Origin of the sequence: Legionella quinlivanii, assembly GCF_900461555.1 — a bacterium.
GTDB lineage: Bacteria > Pseudomonadota > Gammaproteobacteria > Legionellales > Legionellaceae > Legionella_C > Legionella_C quinlivanii.
In genome coordinates this window covers 1446436-1465914 of the sequence record NZ_UGOX01000001.1, presented here as the reverse complement: position 1 = coordinate 1465914, position 19479 = coordinate 1446436, and the positions used below count along the sequence as shown (strand labels likewise).

Genomic DNA, 19479 nt, shown 5'->3' with positions numbered 1-19479 from the left:
ATTAAAGCATAGAAATTGCAACTGTTATTGAATATATACCGGGGTCCCTACTTCTACCCAGTCTGTCAGTGCAATAATGTGGCTATTTCTCATACGAATGCAGCCATGAGAGCCGGGATGGCCCAATGGGGTAGTATCAGGTGTTCCATGAAGATAGATGAATCGTTTTAGACTGTCTACTTCTCCGCCCTGGTTTCGACCTGGCTCCATTCCGTCCAGTTGGAGAATGCGCGTCAGGATCCAGTCTCGCCCGGGAAACTGGCTTGCCAATTCCTCAGTGTAGATTTCTCCAGTCCATTCTCTGGCGACAAATACCGAATTAGCCTCTGCCGTTAATCCTAATTTACTATAAATACGATGCCAGCCTCTGGGGGTACGAAAACTGCCTTTTTCCTCCCCCAAACCGTTTTTGGCCGAAGATATCGGATAGACATTAATTAAAGAGTCGTCTGTATAGCAATACATCGACTGCACCTGGGTGTTGATAACTATAATCTGACGGCTCATTTCTATTTTATTGCGACAGTTTTAACATTCACAAACTCAAGAATACCTTCACGCGAAAGTTCTCTTCCCAGACCCGAGTGTTTTGTGCCTCCAAATGGAACACGCGGATCAGATGCGACAAAGGTATTCACAAAGCAGGATCCGGCATCCATTTTATCACGGGCTATCCTTTCGCCGCGCGAAATATCACGGGTAAAAACCGCTGCGCCCAAACCATATGAGCTATGGTTAGCAAGCTCTATTCCCTGCTCTTCATCCTTCGCATCAATGAGGGCAATCACTGGTCCAAATAATTCCTCATCAAACGCAGGCATTCCCGGTTTTACATCAACAAGCAAGGTAGCAGGATAATAAAAACCCTCTCGCTGCGGAATCGTTCCTCCTGTAATCAGCCGACATCCTCTAGTCAAACTTTGATCCACTTGTTTTTGAAGAGTTTCTCTTAGATCGTTTCTGGCGAGCGGCCCCAACTTTGTTGTATTTTTTGCCGGATCATCCATTTTATAGGCAGCTATTAATTGTTCTATTTTCTGCAACAAGGTTTCTTTAATTGAATGAACCGCAATTACACGTTTAGCGGCGATACAAACCTGGCCGCAATTATTCAGCCTGGAAGAAACCACAGCCTGGGCAGCAATATCCAAATCCGCATCCTCCAGAATTAAATAAGGATCACTCCCCCCTAACTCCAAAACCGCTTTCTTCAAATTTGAAACGGCAAGACCGCCCACAATTCGCCCGGCTTTTTCACTGCCTGTAAAACTCAGACCGGCCACCTCGGGGTGAGCAATCACTTTTGCTGCCACGTCATTATCTATAATCAGATTTTGAAATAAATGGTTTGGGAAACCTGCTTCGAGAAATAATTGTTCCATCGCATTGCCAGCACCAATGGAAATCGGCGCGTGTTTCAACAATACCGCATTTCCCGCCATGATTGCCGGAATGGCACAGCGAAAGACCTGCCAGAAGGGAAAATTCCAGGGCATAATCGCTAAAATAACCCCGAGCGGTCTGTAACAGACAAATGTCTTTTTCATTTCCGTCTGAATGCTGTGATCAGCCAGATAATGCTCTGCGTTCGCGGCATAATGCTCACAAACCCAAGCGCATTTTTCAATTTCAGCTTGAGACTGGGTTATAGGTTTACCCATTTCCATCGTAATAATTTGAGCCAGCTCTTCTGACTTTTGCCGCAATAACTTTGCCAATGCAAGCACCAACGTCGATTTTTCGGCGAACGTTTTGCTTTTCCAATGTTTAAAAGCCGTATAAGCATGGTGAATCCTGGTTTCGGCAGTCCTGTAATCCAGAGCCTTATATTCGTTAATCAGATGTTCATTCGCCGGATTAATTGTCTGAAATATCATATTCCATCTCCTGTAGGCTTTTCCCCAAACCAAATACCGAGAATCATTTTAAATTAGTATAACACTCCAACCTCCTTTTCAGGAAACGGGTATTTTAAAGTTCATTTATTAGGTAATTGGGGTATTTTTTATTAACAATTTTTGCTAAATATACAAATATCTCAATCAGATGACCGCTATCCTTGCCTCAGATAAATGATTATTGTTACTATTTTGCTATTTGTAATCGTTGGAACAATTCCAGCACTAAACTAATGTGTTTTGCAAACATAATCTGCAAAACCGCCATACAGGATTAGAAATGACAAAACAAAAACTGGGCTACCGTTTTTCTCATTATTTGGTCGCCTGGGCAGTACATGCCTTTACCGCCAGTGCTGCGTATGTGGGAATATTGACCCTGATTAAAATTTATCAGCAGGAATATCAACAGGCACTGTGGTATATGGCCATTGCGGTTGTAATCGATGCGCTGGATGGCACTCTGGCAAGACTTGTCAAGGTCAAGATGGTATTACCTAATATCGACGGCGCATTACTGGATAATCTCGTGGATTATGTTAATTATGTGATTACTCCCTGCTTTTTTCTCTATGCCAAGGCAGATATGCTTCCCCCTTCACTGGGTTTATTAATTATTATTGCGATTACAATCACTTCGTCCTACCAGTTTACCCAGTCTGATGCTAAAACGCCGGATCATTTTTTTAAAGGATTCCCTTGTTACTGGAATATAGTTATTTTTTACATGTTTATTTTTAACACATCAATGTATACCAATGCCCTGATTCTGGCAGTTTTATGCCTCCTCGTTTTTGTTCCGGTCAAATATGTCTATCCCTCGCGCCTCGACTATCTGACAGAGTCCAGAGCATTAAAGGTACTGATGCATGTCTTCTCACTGATGTATGGAGTTTGCTCTGCGATTATCTTATGGACCTATCCCGAGCTAAACCCATTTTGTCTTGGGGTCTCACTGATTTATGTGGTTGTTTATTTATTGTTAAGCATTTACAGAACGTATTACCCGATGATCAAATCACGTATCACTGCTCATCGTGAAGAATTAGAGAGCAAGGTTTAAAAGGAGGTTCACTTTTAGACTCAATCTCATTAGAATAGCCGCTTTTACATTGGTATAAAGGTTAATAATGTCATCATTAAAGACAGGTTTTGCAGGAATTTTATCGCTGCTGGCTTCTGTAAGCAGTTATGCAGAGGGGTTTCCTCGTGGGTGCGAAGTCACCGGTTTTGGGTATAATGGCTATAATCTGGTTCTTAATGAGACGGGCGAGCAAAGCTTTTATTTAATACAGAATCGTAGTACGCATCATGTTGAATTACAGCGTATCGAAACAAAAGAAGTCTTTATGAGCCCTCCTCTGACCGCAAAATTACAAGCTGCTAACTGGGCGGCCTTTGCATCCGATGAAAAAGAATTTAACTTTCAATGTTTTGTCGTTGAAGACAACAACACTGAAAAAGTAGATTGCCGTGAAGTACTCGACGTATGTCAATATCCAAGAGCTAAATTTGCTTTAAGCAATATGGGCAATTATTGGGTTTCTACTAACAAACCACAGCGCGAAATTATCAATGACGCAGCAGCCAAAGGCATCTATTTACGCTGGTAACAAGATGCCATTAACATTCCGTGATTATTTCTTTTGGATGCTTGGCATTGTGGGTGCAATCATTACGCTTTATGGTTTCACCCAGGCCAATGCACAAGCCTATTATGTAACAGGCTCCAGCCTTCTATTGCTTACTGCCATATACTCCAGACTGGTATTTTTTATTGCATTGGAACTTATTCTGATTGCAGGGCACGGTGCGATATTGCTGGGCATTGGCTCTATTCTGCAATTTGCCATCCCGGTCTTATTATGCGTGCAACTGCTAATCTTTTTTTATCTAATAGGCCAGCTCAATAATATTTTCCTTCTGATAGGTATAGTCGGTATTGCCAGCTTATCGATAGGTTTTTCTTATGCGAATGAATGGATATTTTTTATTGGCGGAATATCCCTGGCAACTTATGCATTTTCTATTGTAAAGAAAAACCCTCTGGTATTACTCTGGGCGGTTTTAAACAGTTTATTCGCACTCATTGCTATTATTAATGTGATTTTTTAGAAAATTGCACAAAGGAGTTGGTTATGGCAAGAACACCTTCAAATATGAAAGAGCTGGGATCTGCAGCGCCTGAGTTTTCCCTGACAGATGTTATTTCCAATAACATAGTGGAATTGCGTTCTCACAAGGGTCAGATTGCCACAGTAATCATGTTTATTTGCAATCATTGTCCCTATGTAAAGCATGTTAGTAAAGAGTTAAGCCAATTGGCAAAAGACTACACTGGCAAAGGAATAAGCTTCATTGCCATTAATTCAAATGATGTAAAAAACTATCCTGATGACTCTCCTGATAATATGCGAATTACTGCACAAACAGAAGACTATCGGTTTCCTTATCTGTTCGATGAAACTCAGGATGTTGCCAAAGCCTATCAAGCGGCCTGCACCCCGGATTTCTTTATCTATGATGCGAATCTTAGACTGGTTTATCGCGGGCAACTTGACGACTCACGTCCGGGAAATCAAATCCCGGTATCCGGTATTTCTATCCGCAATGCCCTGGATTGTCTGTTAAACGCATTGCCCGTTTCTACAGAGCAAAAACCAAGTTTGGGATGCAATATCAAATGGAAAGAATAATTAAATTTAGTCACTAAAAGGAAAATATTATGTCAGCTAGCCAGGCGCAGATTGTTCGGTTTCATGAAACAGGGAATGCCGATGTGTTAAAGCTTGAGAGCGTCGCATTGCCAGAACCCGGCCAGGGCGAAGTCCGCTTGCGTGTCCATGCAATCGGCTTAAATCGCGCGGAAGTAATGTTTCGAGTGGGCCAATATCTTATAGCACCCCAATTCCCTTCCAAGATTGGTTACGAAGCTTCTGGAATCATTGAAGCTGTGGGTCCAGGAGTTGATCCCCAAATGATTGGCAAGAAATTCAGTACGGTCCCCTGTTTTGATATGGGTAAATACGGTGTTTATGGTGAAGTCGCCATTTTACCTGCTTATGCTCTGGCAGCATATCCTGAAAAATTATCTTTTACTGAAGCGACATCCATCTGGATGCAGTACATGACTGCTTACGGCGCACTCATTCATTACGGGAATGTATCCAAAGGTGATTTCGTGTTGATAACTGCAGCGAGCAGTAGTGTGGGTATTGCAGCTATTGAGACAGTACGTGCTCAGGGCGGTATCAGTATTGCAACCACTCGTACTCAAGCTAAAAAAGCCGAGTTACTGGAACTTGGCGCTGATCATGTGATCGTCACTAATGAAGAAGATCTGGCTGCTCGGGTAAAAGAAATTACTGGAGGCAAAGGGGCGCGTGTTATTTTTGACCCTATTGCAGGAAAAGGGATTGAAGCATTAGCTGAGGCGGCCTCAGATAAAGGAATCATCTTTGTATATGGCGCATTGGCAAACGAGCCAATGCCTTTCCCTTTGTTTACTGCGTTAAACAAAGGACTCAGCATTCGCGGTTATACACTCTTTGAGCTCAGCACCAATCCTGAGTTACGAAAGAAAGCAGAGCATTATATTTTTGATCATCTGCAAAGTGGAACATTTAAACCACGTATAGCTCGCAGCTTTTCTCTGGAGCAAATAAAGGATGCTCATCGCTATATGGAATCCAATGAGCAGATTGGAAAAATTGTGATTTCAGTCCAGTAAAAACCCGAAACGGTACGTAAATTTATACGTACCGTTACTTCTTTCACATAGTCACTACAGCGCGAAAACGCACCTGGCCATTCTTAACTTTCTCATAGGCTTTATTGATCTCATTCAAAGAATAGGTTTCAGCGGCTACTTTGACTTTTCCTTTAGAAACCATATCAAGCGCTTCAAAAAGATATTCCCGGTGGTTTTGCTGACTGCCGATTATTTTTATACGTTTAACGATTAAATCGGCAATAGAAATCTGCAGAGGATTAACATCGAATCCCATTGCCACAAACCGACCATCCGGGCGCAGTGCACCCAGGCTGTCAAGCATGGCTTTATTTGAATTTGTCGTGCTTAAAATAATGTCAGCACCCCCCATTTTTAATAAGCTATTGCCATCGCGAACAATTTCATCGGCCCCCATTTCTCTAATTAGAGAGTCTTTATCAGGCGAGTGTGATACAGCGATGGTTTCATAGCCTGCCGCATGCGCGAACTGTACAGCCAAATGCCCAAGACCACCAATTCCGACCACAGCAACACGCTCATGGGGCTTCGGTTCTGCCCAGCGTAGTCCTGACCATACAGTATACCCGGCACAGAAAATTGGCGCAGCCTGTTCAAAACTAACCGAGTCCGGAATCAGCATGGTTGCGTCAGCAGGAGCCACCAGGTATTCAGCATGTCCTCCGGCCTCATCACCACCAGTAACATGCATATTGGGACAAAATAGCGTACGCCCGCGTAAACACCATTCACAGCGTCCACAGGTACTCTGTACCCAGGGAACACCGACCCGATCGCGCACGCGCCGACTTGAAACGCCAGGCCCTGTTTCAACAATGACACCAACAGGCTCATGTCCTAAAGTACGAGGAAACATACCAGGTAAATGACCCTCAGTCTGATGCACATCAGTATAGCAAAGCCCACTGGCATGTATTTTAATAAGGACCTGATTAACATCAGGTTTAGGTGTGGGAATATCCCTGATTTCCCAATTCGCATTTTTTGCAGGTACTATTGCAGCTCTCATTATCCTCTCCCTGGAGTGAGTGTGAATCCTTCGAGTAATCATAGTACAGGTCCAGCAAATAAAGTAGTGATCCCTTACTGTGCACACCGGAAAGATTGGATATAATACCCATGACAAAACGAGGTCACTGAATCACAGGAAAATCACATGACATTTTCAATAAACGATTTGCATTCTATTGCACAATTAGCCCATCTTGACATAGAGGATGAGGACATGGATTCACTGGCCAAAGAAGTCAATTCGATTATAAATTTCGCAGAACGAATACAGCAAATGAACGCTGATGAGGTCGCGCCGCTGTTTCACCCAATGGATATGCATCAGCGTTTTCGTCCTGATGAGGTGAGCGAAGACAATTGTTTACAGCAGTTAGAGGAAATCGCTCCTTTATTTGAAGAAACTTATTATCTGGTACCCAAGGTTATTGATACGGAAAAGCAGGATGTTTAAAAACTTACGAGAACTGATTACTGCTCTGCATAGCAAGAAAATATCCAGTACAGAATTAACCAGACACTATCTTAAACGCATCGATCAGTATAAAACATTAAACTGCTTTATTCATGTAGATGCCGAAGCAGCAATGATGCAAGCCCAAAAAGCGGATCAGCTTCTTCACAAAGGTGAGGCTCAGCTATTGACTGGCGTGCCAATGGCTCATAAAGATATTTTCTGCACATCCGGGCTTGCAACCACTTGCGGATCCAGAATGCTCGCTAATTATAAATCGCCCTTTTCGGCCACTGTGGTAAACAAATTCGCCGCCCACAATGCTGTATTACTTGGCAAAACCAATATGGATGAATTTGCCATGGGCTCCACTAATGAGAGCAGCTATTTTGGTCCAGTTAAAAATCCCTGGAACTTATCCTGTGTTCCCGGAGGGTCTTCAGGCGGCTCCGCTGCCGCTGTTGCAGCCGACCTGTCAGCTTTTGCAACAGGCTCCGATACAGGAGGGTCCATCCGTCAGCCTGCTGCGTTTTGCGGTATATCCGGTATTAAACCTACCTATGGTCTGGTCTCCAGGTATGGCATGGTCGCTTATGCGTCCAGTCTGGATCAGGGAGGCCCAATGGCCAGAACCGCAGAAGATTTAGCTTTGGTTTTAGGTGTGATGGCTGGATTTGATCCGAACGACTCCACTTCATACCCCAGTAATATTCCCGATTACTCCAGTGTCCTGAATCAGTCTTTGAAAGGTCTGCGCGTTGGGCTTCCTTCCTGCTTTTTTCAGGAAGAAGTGAATGCGGAAATTCAGCTGGTAATCAGAGAAGCCGTGAAGCAATTGGAAGAGGCTGGTGCTGTTATCGTGGAAATGGATCTTGCCTTACAATCCCTGTGGGTTCCCTGCTATTATCTGATTGCCTGCGCTGAAGCATCCTCCAATCTTTCACGTTATGATGGAATACGTTTTGGTTATCGAAGTGCAAAGGCCGGTGATATCAGAGAACTGATTTCGGCTTCACGCTCTGAAGGTTTCGGCCTTGAAGTCAAACGCCGAATTCTGACTGGCACTTATGCACTGTCTTCCGGATATTTTGATGCTTATTATTTAAAAGCACTGAAAATACGTCGACTGATTCAGCAGGAACTACTGACGCAATTTTCAAAAGTGGATATTATCCTTGGACCTACAACCCCTACTCCGGCTTTTCAGCTTGGTGAAGTCCAATCTGATCCTGTACAAAATTATTTGGCTGATATTTTTACAGTGGCATCAAATCTCGCTGGAATTCCGGCTATTTCCATTCCTGCGGGTCAGATTAAAGGCTTACCGGTTGGCATGCAACTAATGGCGAAACACTTTAATGAAGCTTTGTTATTAAATGTCGCTCATCAATTTCAACTATTGACTGACTGGCATCAACGCCGTCCGGCCTTGTGAGGACAATATTATGCAATGGGATACCGTAATCGGCCTTGAAGTGCATGTGCAGTTACAAACCAAATCCAAACTTTTTTCAGGCTCGCCAACTCAATTCGGCGCCAGGGCAAATACGCAGACCTCCTATATTGACGCAGGCTTACCCGGTGTTTTGCCTGTGTTAAATAGCGAGGCCGTGCGTATGGCTATTCAATTTGGACTCGCCATTAACGCGAAGATCAATAACTTATCTTATTTTGAACGTAAAAATTATTTCTATCCTGATTTACCCAAGGGATACCAGATTAGCCAGTATCAATCTCCAATCGTCAGTGATGGCTGTCTGCGTATTGAAACTCCCAACAGCGGTCTCAAAGCAGTCGAGATTGTGCGCGCGCATTTGGAGGAAGACGCGGGTAAGTCGGTTCATGACGCCAATCCCGATTACACCGGCATTGATTTAAACCGTGCCGGAACTCCTTTGCTGGAAGTAGTCACTGCTCCCTGTCTCTACTCCTCTGAGGAAGCGATAGCCTATCTTAAGACATTGCATCAGCTAGTTCGTTTTCTAGGTATTTGTGATGGCAATATGCAGGAAGGCTCATTTCGCTGTGATGTTAATCTTTCGTTAAAACCTGCCGGCTCCCCCAGTTTAGGAGTGCGTACTGAGTTAAAAAATCTGAACTCTTTCCGTTTTATTGAAAAAGCCATTGCCTATGAACAGGCAAGGCATCAGGACCTTCTGGAGAATGGTCAATCAGTAATTCAGGAAACCCGGCTCTATAATCCCGACACCGAGCGCACTTATGTATTGCGAACCAAGGAGAATGAACAGGATTATCGTTACTTCCCGGATCCCGATCTCTTACCTGTTGATGTGGCGTCGCTGGACATTGAAAGTATAAAAAGCAGCCTGCCGCCATTGCCTGAAACCATTAAAAAACAATTGATGGAAATGGAAAATATTAATGAGGATGACATACAGTTTTTACTCTCCTCACCAGAAAATTATAATTTTTTTGTAAAAATTTTGCAGCAAGCGCCGGTTAGTGAGAAATTGATTATTAATTGGCTCAAGGGGCCTTATCAGGCATTGCTTAAAGAAAAGCAGCTTGATTTTTCAAACCCGCCAATAACAAGCGGACAAATCGCCTCATTATTGAAGCACATTAGCGCAGGCAGGATTAATAATAATCAGGCTCGGCAAATATTTAATGATCTTGGGCTCCATCCACATGTCAATATAGATCAACTGGTAGAAAATGCCCAAGCCAGTCAATCTGAAAGCGCTGCTGAGATTGAGCAATTCATCAAGGATCTGATTGAGAAAAATCCGGCACAAGCCCAGGAGTACCGTCAGGGAAAAGAAAAGATCTTTGGCTTTTTTGTAGGCCAGGTAATGAAATTCTCGAAAGGACAGGCAGATCCCGCCGTTGTTAATGAATTACTAAAAAAATATCTGGCTTAAGCAAGCGTTTTGCATGCCGTTTATCAAGGCTACTCTCACAAAGTAGCCTGATAAACAAAACCAGATTTATGGATATGATATCCCTGCGCAGGCAGGCCGCAGCTTCTTCTAGTAGGGTTTCACGATTACTGTAGTACCTACATCAATGAAATCCTGATTCAACCATTGCGCGGCACTGGGCAATACCCGTATACAACCGTGACTGGCATTATAGTTAGGAACTTCATAAGCTGCATGGATTGAGTAACCACCGCTAAAGTGCATGCAGTACGGCATTCTGGCTCCGCCGCCTGTTTCGATAGGATAAATACTGGATGTACATTCAGCACCTTTTTTAGAATACACTCTGAAGGTACCTGTTACTGTGCGGCAAGGCCGTCCCACGTCCTCACAGAAATCCTTTCCTCCTGAAGCACTTCCTGTCTGAACCCGATTACCCTGAGCATCATAAGCTGCCCAAGCAGTCGCTTTCGGGTCAAAGATAAACACTTTACGCCCTGTAGCCGCTCGCTTCTCAGGGAAGTAGTTGCTGCCTTTAGTATCTGATTTATAAAACGCCGTATAATGGGTGTACCCCCCATCATCGACAATCGGCACGGAGCGATCCATTGAAGCGCAAGCTGCGGTTAACACCGAAAGCGATCCAATGATAAGTTGTTTTTTCATTGGTGTATCCTCCCTCTCTTTTTTTTTGTTATCGGGAGAATAAAAAATAGGTTTAGCTTTTTTTATAATTTTTTTTAACTAATTGTTTTTTTTATGGGCTTCCAGTTCATTTTGAAGATTTTTTTTGATTTGCAGGGAAAGCATAGCTAAAATAGCTAACTTCAATTGCTCATCACTGCATTCAAAGCAGCCACCACGAGAAGGCATTGCCCCATACCCTTCTTCGGTATGTTTGAATAAGAGATTAAATCCCTGCTTCACCCGGAGACTCCAATCCTCATCCTGCTGAATGACGGGCGCACCCAGATTAATCATCGGCTTGGCGGCGTGACAGGTTGCGCAAAAATGCTCAACAATCTGTTCTCCTTCATTAGAGCTGCCCCTTATTTCCTGCAAAAATTCCTGAGGACGGTGGCTCGCTGACCACACATTCTGACTCAATATCCAGCTGATAATAATCATTCTAAAATACATCGTTAATGGTCCTTTAAACAGCCATTACAAAGTTGGCTTGATTTTTGCTTCGGGAGTTTTTTTTATAAAACGGTATTGTACATGATTTTTTATCGATTCATTGTTTTCATTGTATTGCTTCATCCCCTGACTAATTACGCCGAAAACCAATCGCTTGAGGTCTTAAGACATAAAATAGAGTCATTTGTCAAAGGGCAGTTGCCCAATCAACACTATGATCAAATCAATATCGTCGCAGAAAATATAGATCCCAGATTAAATTTACAGAAATGTCAGAAAAATCAACTGGAAGCATTCAACCCTTACCAGCATCTCGCTAAACAACACACGACAATTGGTATTCGCTGCAAAGAACCTACTAACCACTGGACAATTTACGTACCAGTTCGAATTACTATAATGAAAGAAGTTCTGGTGAGTTCTCATCCCCTTAACAAGGGTGACATCCTCACCGATAGAGATATTCGTTTACAAAAGCAAAATGTGAGTCTCGTCAGCCAGGATTATGTGGATGACTCTGATCAGGCCCTTGGTCTGGTGGTTAAAAAAAATATCAAAGAAGGACAGTTGATAACCCATAGCCTGTTGCAAAAACCCTGGCTGGTGAGGAAAGGTGAACAAATTCTTATTCAGGCCATTAACGGTAATATCAAAATCACTATGGCAGCAGTTGCACTTGCAGACGGGGCTTTGAATGAAACTATAAAAGTCCGTAATCTGACAAGCAAACGAGTTGTCGATGCGCAGGTGGTTGACGTCAGAAAAGTAACGGTCTCCTCTTCTTAGTCCACTCACCCATTGCCATGAAGTTAATGAATTCTGCAATTAACTGTAATGATATGGACCCGGCTCCTTGTTGATTAAGATATCTCGTGGATATCAACTTAATCTTGGCTCATTACGCAGCCGTTTAATAGGAGAATGGGTCCATATCATTACAATAATTCCTTAACTTGCGGCTAATATCCTACAGAATCTAGTGACATTTTCATTTGTATATGATATAGCTAGGTCTGTAACATGAATAGCCTCACTGATTGGACTTAAAGAGGCTAAGCCTGGACAACTATCGGTAGACCTTTTTTATACTTTTTTCCAGGTTTTTTCTAAAGATTTTTAATATGGAACCGATAACTATGATGAATGTAATTGAGGACAATATTATGGTTAACTCCATTAACGATTCCCATAATTTTAAGCAGCTGGATCCAGAGATTAAATTAAAAAACTCCCAGCAACTTCATCAAAATCGGAATGCCTCTGGTGCAAGTAATGTCAGTTTAAGCGATGTCACCAAGCAAATCGCCATGCTAAAAAAGTATGTCACGGATACCGAAGTCGTCAATGAAGCTCGAATTGAGTTTATTAAAAGTCAGATTGCCAGCGGGCAATATGAAATGTCTGGGCGACAAATTGCCGCTAATATGCTTAATCAGATGCAATCATTTTAAGGACTGTAATGACTTCTCCTCAGGCTTCAACACTGCTTTCATTGCTAGGCAATGAAATTCATTTGCTCAATAATCTATGTAATGTCCTGGCTCAGGAAAAAGAGAGTCTTCTTAACAGGCAATTTGAGAATCTGGAAAGCCTTGCTAATCAAAAACAGGAATTATCCGATCAATTGGAAGCAAGCGGAAAACAGCGCAGTGAATTGCTAACCTCATCTTCCAATTCGCCAGAGCACAAGAACGCACTGGAGATTTTTCTAAACAGCTGTTCCGCTGAAGAAGCGGCTCAGATTAAACGGCTCAATGAAGAGCTTGCAAACAAATTAATTCATTGCCGTGAACTCAACACTGTTAACGGACAGGTTATTGTCACTAACCTGAATATTCGCCAGGAACTTGTTCAGATTTTACATGGACAACACCCGGCAGAAGCAGTTAATACCTATACTGCCACAGGCGATTTAAACTCAAAAGCGGGCTCAAATCATCATGAGAAGGCTTAATCCACACAAGTGTTCAAATTGACATCATTTTGTAAAAATATCATTGATAACCTTGTGCAATAAATGTATTATTTGCCTGATATTACGCATTGAGTATATTCATGCCTCATAAAAATACTTTGTATAATTTTATTGCCCTTTATATTGACGGCCGGAAACAACTGGTTAACGTTAAAAAATTAAAGCCTTTAACAACTCAGGATAATAAAGATTATTATCTGATGGACCTGGAATTACCGAGGTCAATCACTTTTGACCTGAATGACAAAGAACTTGAGCTCGTCGAGCATCATATCAGCGTTTATGCAACAGAAAGTAATGGGATCCCTTCATTAAGCCAATACCATTACACAGTCAAGTTAAAAGCAGTCCAGGCGGAACAAGCTAAAAGACAGCCAGATCCACTATCAGATCACTATATTCTCCATATTTATTTCAACGACAAAGATCAATTAACTAAACTGCCTTCATTAAATTTTGTTAGTAAAGGCAGGCAGAAATCCGTTTCCATTGACCAGGATTTAATCGGTAGATTCCTTGCGCTCTCCGAAGAAATGATTAGACCTACGTTAATGCAATTACGAGCACTTAAAAAGGAATCCATTGAACAACTGCAGCAGCAATACCAGATAGAAGAGACGAGAGCAAGTGATCTTTCCACTGATCTGAAAAAAAATGCGGCAGAGCATAAGCTGGCAATACAACGGATGATAGCCATTCGGCTTCAGCTAGATCCGCTTTTCAAGCATGATACTAATGCAGCGGTTGCTGAAATGCTTGCTGCTATCGAGTTTAAATCGCCTATAGCTAAAGCAAAAAGCCCATCACTGCCCACAAAACCTGTTGAGGAGAAAAAGCCAGCAGCCGCTAGTCAACCCAAACGTAAAAATAAACAACCAAAAAAATCCTCAAATAAAGGAAAAATCAGACAGACTGAAAAAGAATTTGAGAGCGGCTTACAAAATCTGGCTCAAGGTTTTGCAAAGCTTCAGTTTGAAAATAGCAGCAAACTGGCCCTGGATTTATGTAACATGTTCGCAAAGACAAGTGAACTATCTATCATCGCTATGGATGCCAGACCTTCTCAAGCCAGTTTAAGCGAATTAAACTTGTTGCGACTGCAAATACAAACAGCAGGCGAGAAGCTGCTGAAGCAGCTTGTTAACAGTAAAAACTTCTCCCTCGCCTCAACTCTCTACCCTTTTCATTCCAGTCTCGAGCAACGTTTAATCAACGAAGCCCTAAGCTCTGGAGACGGCCTTTTTCTGGATTTTTTAATTCAATGCAGTGAACATGATCTCAACTACCAACCTCTAAGAATCAGAGAGCAGTCTTACTCCTCCCCTATACATTATTGTCTCCAGACTTGCAGGGGAAGCATTGACATGTCTGGCTGCTTTAGCACATTGCTTAAGCACAACGCTTCTTTACTGGTACCTGATGAACAGGGAATACCACTGGCCTGCATAATATTGAGCGATCCTAACCATCCTTTTCAGAAGCCTCTGGCAGCCAGTAAGAAATTAACCAAGGATTTTTATTTCAAGCTTATTAGTCATTTAGAGAGCTATCTTTACAATCATGATCCGGATAAAACCAATGCAGAGCGATTGGGGATTGAAATCGACGTTTATAAAAATCGTGCCCAATCTGCATTACTTGCCCAGGAACTGAACGATATGTCGGAACTATCTAATGTAAGTAATATGGTGGAGTTAGCAGTCCATATCGGCAACGAACAGGTTCATAAGCTTGAAAGAGCTCCGGAAATTATTGAGGCCATAGATAATTTCAATCAGGTTGCTTTGGAGTTTAAGAGAAGACAGGTTCGCAGCAATAGCTTAAGGACTCGGTCTATAAAAGAAATGATTGGCGACTTATTTTCCCAGACCCCCGATAACATCCAAACGATGAGCTATGAAGAAATTCTTAAATGGCGGCTGTCTTTGTTTGAAAGCGCACAAGGTCTTTTTCAAGAAATGGGTGAGTATGTTTCCATCCTCCCAGCCGGCAGCAGGAGAAAAGTGGTTAAGGCGCATCGTGGCGTCATGGAGAAATGTGAAGAGGTGATAAGAGCCGCTCAATATTCGCCTACTGAGCCAAGCGCTGCAAATATATTCTCTTTTTTCGCTTCTGGTCTATGCAGCGCCCTGGAAGTGCAGAAAAAGAAAGAAAAAGAAGAAGATCAGGTGGAAAAAGAAGCCATATCAGAGAATCTGTATGCGTTTAATTCTGACTCTTTGAGTAGTTCCGAAGGAGAGGATAGCCCATCCACTTTCGGTATAGGAATTTTGAAAAGATAAGACACAGCCCATCAATCCGTCATTGCCATTCCATTCTGCAATGACGGATTTAACAATCTTATTTTGCCTGCATTCTCAACGCACCATCCAATCGAATCACTTCACCATTCATCATCTGATTTTCAATAATGTGAATGACCAATGCAGCGAACTCCTCCGGTTTACCCAGTCTTTTGGGAAAAGTCACCGTTGCCGCCAGTTTATCCTGAACCTCCTGTGGCATATTTAATAATAAAGGCGTGGCAATCAAACCCGGGGCAATTGTATTCACGCGTATGGCATGCTCCGCCAGTTCTCTTGCCGCGGGTAGGGTCATGGCGACAACACCGCCCTTGGAAGCGCTATAGGCCAGTTGGCCAATTTGTCCTTCAAAAGCAGCAATTGAGGCCGTATTAATTATCACACCTCGCTCACCGCTAGTCTCATCTATTGCCAAACGAGTCATGGCTTCAGCCACCAATCTCATCACATTGAATGTACCAATAAGATTAATGTCGATGACCTGGCGGAATGCCGCAAGCGGCATAACTCCTTCACGGCCAATCATTTTCTTTGCCGGTGCAATACCTGCGCAATTAATGCAAATACGCGGGGTACCTAATTGCTCAATAGTTTCCTGTAGAGCTCGCTCCACTTCAGATTCAGAACTCACATCGCAGGCAATGGACAAATCCCCTTTTTCAGTACTTGTTTTATCCCAGATAGCCACTCGAGCACCCGCTTTCATTAATGCGTTTGCGCATGCCCATCCCATGCCGGACGCACCGCCTGTTATCACTGCAATTTGATTGTTAAGGCTCACTTAGCTTCCCTCATTTTAAATATTGTTGGCTTAATCGTTTAAATTCCGGGCTTCCCGCTTTTTCTACCCATTCAAAAAATACCATTTCTGAAGTAACGAGTTGGATGCCTGCCTGCTTCATTCGCTTTAGACCATATTTCCAGTCAAGCGTCTTACGGCTGCCCACCGCATCCACAACTACAAACACTTCATACCCTGCCTCCATTAACTCCATGGCGGTTTGCAGAACACAAACATGAGTTTCTATGCCAATCAAAACGGTTTGTTTCCTATTCAGTTTCTTTAGCATGGAAATAAAATTGGACTCACGGTGACAGGAAAAATACACTTTTTCAAAAGTTTCTGCATATTCAAGCGACTGAAGTTCATCAACAGTATGACCTAAGCCCGAAGGATACTGCTCACTCACTAAACAGGGAACTGATAAGTCGTTCGCCAGTGACATTAGCCATTTGCAGCGCTCAATAATTGTTTGAGAATGTTCTATCAAAGGCGCCAGTTTTTTTTGTACATCAATAAGTAATAAACACGAATTTTCTTTTTTTAGCAGCATTGTAACTTCCTTTTTTAAACAGGTTATTCCATGAACATCTCCTCTCCCAAACTGGGAGAGGGCTAGGGTGAGGGTTGGATCTTAACCCCCTCTCTCTAACTCTATCCCCCGAGGGGAGAGAGGATTTTAGGTGGAAAATCACCTTTCCTTTAATTAGCCAATGATCACATCTCAAACCTCACCGAATGTCAAATGATTTGACTATCGAATGAACCCCTGTTAGAATGTATTAATGTTATATTACGTTAATACGCTATCATGAAATCACATAACCATTCTAAACGTTCTAACAGCCATTTGATGCAGGCAATCTGTTCATTGAAAAATGAAGATGAAGCCACTGCTTTCTTTAACGATCTCTGTACGCCTGCAGAACTTGAAGCAATGGCCGATCGCTGGGAGGTGGTTCCATTATTACGTAAAGGCTTATCTTACCGAACGATTCATGAACAAACCGGAGTGAGCGTTACAACCATTACACGGGTAGCGCGCTGTCTTAGCATGGGAAGCGGGGGTTATACACTGATTGCAGAGAGGTTAGATCAATCATGACAAAAAGATTACGTTTAGCGATACAAAAAAAAGGCCGCTTAGCCAAAGAATCGATAGAGCTGCTTAATCGTTGTGGATTAAAATTTCGCTTACGGGAAAATGCCCTGTTATGCCATGTCGATAACTTCCCTATTGATTTACTGTTAATTCGTGACGATGACATTCCCGCGCTACTTTTCGATGGTCTTTGTGATGGCGGCATCGTTGGCGAGAATGTCCTGCTCGAGGCGGCCCTGGCTTTCCCTGATAAATCCTATTCCATCCTTCAAGCCTTAGGGACTTGCCGCTGTCGTCTTTCCATTGCGGTTCCTGAGTCATTTGACTATCGAGGCCCAGGATGTCTGGATGGCAAACGTATAGCAACCAGCTATCCCCTGCTGCTTAAAAAGTATCTGGATGATAATAAAATTTCCGCGGAATGCTTAAGGCTTTCAGGCTCAGTTGAGGTTGCCCCGCGAATGGGTATGGCCGATGCAATCTGCGATCTGGTTTCAAGCGGGCAAACACTTGAAGACAACAAGTTGATGGAAGTCGAAACGCTTTTAAACAGTCAGGCATTATTCATTCAATCGTCTTATCCCCTTCCTGATGAGCTGCAAAGTCTTCTCATCATGCTTAAACGCCGCATTGAAGCGGTCCAGCAGGCACAGGAGAGAAAATATATTCTTTTTCATGCACCCCGTGATGCGCTCCAGCAAATCTGTGAGTACTTGCCTGGCGCGGAGAGTCCAACAGTGCTTTCGCTGCCGGCTAATCCTGAGAAAGTAGCGGTACATGTCGTTTCCAGTGAAGGAATTTTCTGGAACACGCTGGAATCCATTAAGGCAATGGGAGCCAGCTCTATTCTGGTTTTACCCATTGAGAAAATGCTGGAGTAATCATGATTAAAATCATTAACTGGAACACTCTTTCTGAGTCAGCCAAAGAGCAAACCCTGCAAAGACCCATTATCAGTAATGATCCCTCTCAACAGGTCAGTGAAATTATTTCCCAGGTCAGAATCCAGGGGGACAGTGCTCTGTTTGAGCTCACTGAAAAGTTCGATGGGGTGACATTGAAATCAATTCAGGTTGAGCCTGAGGCAATTTCTGAAGCCATAATTGAAGACAATGCGCTTGAAGCCATTGTTCGGGCAGCAGACACCATTACCAGTTATCACCAGGCTGTGAAGCCCTGTTCACAAAGCATTCAGACGGCACCAGGAGTCAATATCAATAAGCTGTATCGACCCATTGAAAAAGTGGGACTCTATGTACCAGGTGGAAATAATACGCCATTAATTTCTTCCTTGCTGATGCAAGCCATTCCCGCAAAAATTGCCGGATGCCCGTTGCGCGTATTATGTACGCCCCCCGATAAAACAGGCAGTATCGATCCTCACCTGCTGGTGGCTGCGCGCATCTGCGGTATAAGCACTATTTATACACTCGGAGGAGCTCAGGCAATCGCAGCTTTAGCCTACGGTACAGAAACGGTCATCAAAATGGACAAATTATTTGGTCCGGGTAATCGTTTTGTGACCGAGGCAAAAACGCAGGTTTCAATTGATCCCAAAGGCGCCTCCATTGACATGCCTGCCGGTCCATCCGAGGTGATGGTCGTTGCAGACAAATGGGCTAATCCGGAATTTGTCGCCGCCGACTTGCTGGCACAGGCAGAACATGGCTGCGATTCACAGGTGATATTACTATGTGAGGAAGAAGCCTTTGCCTGCTCGGTTCAGACCGCCTTATTAAGGCAAATCTATGAAATGCCTAAACAGGCGGTCATTCGCCAGTCGCTGGACAAAGGAAGCATAATATTCTGCAAGTCTGTTAAAGAACAACTAGCTATAATAAACCGTTATGCGCCAGAACATTTGATTATTAATCGAGAAGACGCTTCTGAATGGCTTAATGAAATCCAATCAGCCGGGACCATTTTCCTGGGCCCCTGGGCAGCAGAAAGCCTGGGCGATTATATCACCGGAAGTAACCACGTTCTGCCGACATTTGGGTTTGCCAAGACACACAGCGGTTTGAGTACAGCTGATTTTATGAAATCAATGACTATCCAGTCGATTGATGAGACAGGCCTTCTGGGCTTGGGGGAATATGCTATGAGGCTTGCAAAGCTTGAAAACCTGCAAGCTCATGCCAATGCCATCAAGCTTCGTATGGACTCAGTTTACGCAGGAGAATAA

At 43.1% G+C, this 19479-nt stretch carries 22 protein-coding genes; 15 read left to right on the top strand and 7 right to left on the bottom strand.

Features of this window, described 5'->3' with window-relative positions; all coding sequences use genetic code 11:
- Positions 1-24: 24 nt before the first annotated feature.
- Both DYH61_RS06275 and DYH61_RS06270 read right to left on the bottom strand, forming a co-directional pair.
- Entirely contained in the window at positions 25-507 is a 483-nt protein-coding gene (locus DYH61_RS06275; protein ID WP_083499159.1) for a L,D-transpeptidase, read from the bottom strand.
- Positions 508-509: 2 nt separating this feature from the next.
- Positions 510-1877 (bottom strand): NAD-dependent succinate-semialdehyde dehydrogenase, encoded by a 1368-nt coding sequence (locus DYH61_RS06270; RefSeq protein WP_058506644.1) that lies wholly within the window; start codon positions 1875-1877, stop codon positions 510-512.
- Positions 1878-2178: 301 nt separating this feature from the next.
- Between DYH61_RS06270 and pcsA the strand changes: the two genes are divergently transcribed.
- The 5 genes from pcsA to DYH61_RS06245 all read left to right on the top strand — a co-directional run bounded on the left by pcsA (position 2179) and on the right by DYH61_RS06245 (position 5628).
- The gene (pcsA, locus tag DYH61_RS06265; protein ID WP_058506645.1) at positions 2179-2961 is read left to right on the top strand and encodes a phosphatidylcholine synthase; all 783 of its coding nucleotides are present in this window, start codon (positions 2179-2181) and stop codon (positions 2959-2961) included.
- A gap of 67 nt (positions 2962-3028) precedes the next feature.
- Positions 3029-3511 carry a hypothetical protein gene (locus DYH61_RS06260; RefSeq protein ID WP_058506646.1) on the top strand — a complete coding sequence of 161 codons (483 nt, stop codon included), beginning with the start codon at positions 3029-3031 and terminating at the stop codon, positions 3509-3511.
- Positions 3512-3515: 4 nt separating this feature from the next.
- Entirely contained in the window at positions 3516-4013 is a 498-nt protein-coding gene (locus tag DYH61_RS06255; protein ID WP_058506647.1) for a hypothetical protein, read from the top strand.
- Positions 4014-4036: 23 nt separating this feature from the next.
- Complete coding sequence (locus tag DYH61_RS06250) at positions 4037-4594, top strand: thioredoxin family protein (RefSeq protein WP_058506648.1); 558 nt, start codon at positions 4037-4039, stop codon at positions 4592-4594.
- Positions 4595-4623: 29 nt separating this feature from the next.
- Positions 4624-5628, top strand: coding sequence for a zinc-dependent alcohol dehydrogenase family protein (locus DYH61_RS06245; protein WP_058506649.1), 1005 nt, complete (start codon positions 4624-4626; stop codon positions 5626-5628).
- Positions 5629-5671: 43 nt separating this feature from the next.
- On the opposite strand, the gene DYH61_RS06240 is transcribed toward DYH61_RS06245, so the two are convergent.
- Positions 5672-6658 (bottom strand): alcohol dehydrogenase catalytic domain-containing protein, encoded by a 987-nt coding sequence (locus DYH61_RS06240; RefSeq protein WP_058506650.1) that lies wholly within the window; start codon positions 6656-6658, stop codon positions 5672-5674.
- Positions 6659-6805: 147 nt separating this feature from the next.
- On the opposite strand from DYH61_RS06240, the gene gatC reads away from it, so the two are divergent.
- The 3 genes from gatC to gatB are packed head-to-tail and all read left to right on the top strand — an operon-like array spanning position 6806 to position 9993.
- Positions 6806-7111: an Asp-tRNA(Asn)/Glu-tRNA(Gln) amidotransferase subunit GatC gene (gene gatC / locus DYH61_RS06235; RefSeq protein WP_058506651.1), complete on the top strand. Its 306-nt coding sequence runs from the start codon at positions 6806-6808 to the stop codon at positions 7109-7111.
- Positions 7104-8546, top strand: a complete 1443-nt coding sequence (gene gatA, locus DYH61_RS06230) for an Asp-tRNA(Asn)/Glu-tRNA(Gln) amidotransferase subunit GatA (RefSeq protein WP_058506652.1) — start codon at positions 7104-7106, stop codon at positions 8544-8546. The genes gatC and gatA overlap by 8 nt, the downstream gene beginning before the upstream one ends.
- Positions 8547-8556: 10 nt before the next feature.
- The gene (gene gatB, locus DYH61_RS06225; protein WP_058506653.1) at positions 8557-9993 is read left to right on the top strand and encodes an Asp-tRNA(Asn)/Glu-tRNA(Gln) amidotransferase subunit GatB; all 1437 of its coding nucleotides are present in this window, start codon (positions 8557-8559) and stop codon (positions 9991-9993) included.
- A gap of 108 nt (positions 9994-10101) precedes the next feature.
- Here the strand turns inward: gatB and DYH61_RS06220 are convergent, their stop codons facing one another.
- Both DYH61_RS06220 and DYH61_RS06215 read right to left on the bottom strand, forming a co-directional pair.
- A complete protein-coding gene (locus DYH61_RS06220; RefSeq protein ID WP_058506654.1) occupies positions 10102-10659 on the bottom strand; it encodes a L,D-transpeptidase in 558 nt (185 codons plus the stop codon).
- A gap of 78 nt (positions 10660-10737) precedes the next feature.
- Positions 10738-11133, bottom strand: a complete 396-nt coding sequence (locus DYH61_RS06215; RefSeq protein WP_058506655.1) for a c-type cytochrome — start codon at positions 11131-11133, stop codon at positions 10738-10740.
- 81 nt (positions 11134-11214) lie between these two features.
- Between DYH61_RS06215 and flgA the strand changes: the two genes are divergently transcribed.
- The 4 genes from flgA to DYH61_RS06195 all read left to right on the top strand — a co-directional run bounded on the left by flgA (position 11215) and on the right by DYH61_RS06195 (position 15390).
- The gene (flgA, locus tag DYH61_RS06210; RefSeq protein ID WP_058506656.1) at positions 11215-11919 is read left to right on the top strand and encodes a flagellar basal body P-ring formation chaperone FlgA; all 705 of its coding nucleotides are present in this window, start codon (positions 11215-11217) and stop codon (positions 11917-11919) included.
- Positions 11920-12269: 350 nt separating this feature from the next.
- On the top strand, positions 12270-12584 hold the full coding sequence (flgM, locus tag DYH61_RS06205) for a flagellar biosynthesis anti-sigma factor FlgM (protein WP_058506657.1): 315 nt from the start codon (positions 12270-12272) through the stop codon (positions 12582-12584).
- Between the two features lie 8 nt (positions 12585-12592).
- Complete coding sequence (locus DYH61_RS06200) at positions 12593-13087, top strand: flagella synthesis protein FlgN (protein WP_065236112.1); 495 nt, start codon at positions 12593-12595, stop codon at positions 13085-13087.
- A 101-nt stretch (positions 13088-13188) separates the two neighbouring features.
- Positions 13189-15390 carry a hypothetical protein gene (locus DYH61_RS06195; protein WP_058506658.1) on the top strand — a complete coding sequence of 734 codons (2202 nt, stop codon included), beginning with the start codon at positions 13189-13191 and terminating at the stop codon, positions 15388-15390.
- A 58-nt stretch (positions 15391-15448) separates the two neighbouring features.
- Here the strand turns inward: DYH61_RS06195 and DYH61_RS06190 are convergent, their stop codons facing one another.
- Positions 15449-16192, bottom strand: a complete 744-nt coding sequence (locus DYH61_RS06190; protein WP_058506659.1) for an SDR family oxidoreductase — start codon at positions 16190-16192, stop codon at positions 15449-15451.
- A 10-nt stretch (positions 16193-16202) separates the two neighbouring features.
- A complete protein-coding gene (locus tag DYH61_RS06185; RefSeq protein WP_058506660.1) occupies positions 16203-16745 on the bottom strand; it encodes a hydrolase in 543 nt (180 codons plus the stop codon).
- A gap of 258 nt (positions 16746-17003) precedes the next feature.
- On the opposite strand from DYH61_RS06185, the gene DYH61_RS06180 reads away from it, so the two are divergent.
- From DYH61_RS06180 to hisD, 3 genes are read left to right on the top strand one after another with little or no spacing between them, the layout of a single operon-like run.
- On the top strand, positions 17004-17297 hold the full coding sequence (locus tag DYH61_RS06180) for a YerC/YecD family TrpR-related protein (RefSeq protein ID WP_058506661.1): 294 nt from the start codon (positions 17004-17006) through the stop codon (positions 17295-17297).
- Complete coding sequence (gene hisG / locus DYH61_RS06175; RefSeq protein WP_083499161.1) at positions 17294-18175, top strand: ATP phosphoribosyltransferase; 882 nt, start codon at positions 17294-17296, stop codon at positions 18173-18175. Before DYH61_RS06180 ends, hisG begins: the two co-directional genes overlap by 4 nt.
- A gap of 2 nt (positions 18176-18177) precedes the next feature.
- Positions 18178-19479, top strand: a complete 1302-nt coding sequence (hisD, locus tag DYH61_RS06170; protein ID WP_058506663.1) for a histidinol dehydrogenase — start codon at positions 18178-18180, stop codon at positions 19477-19479.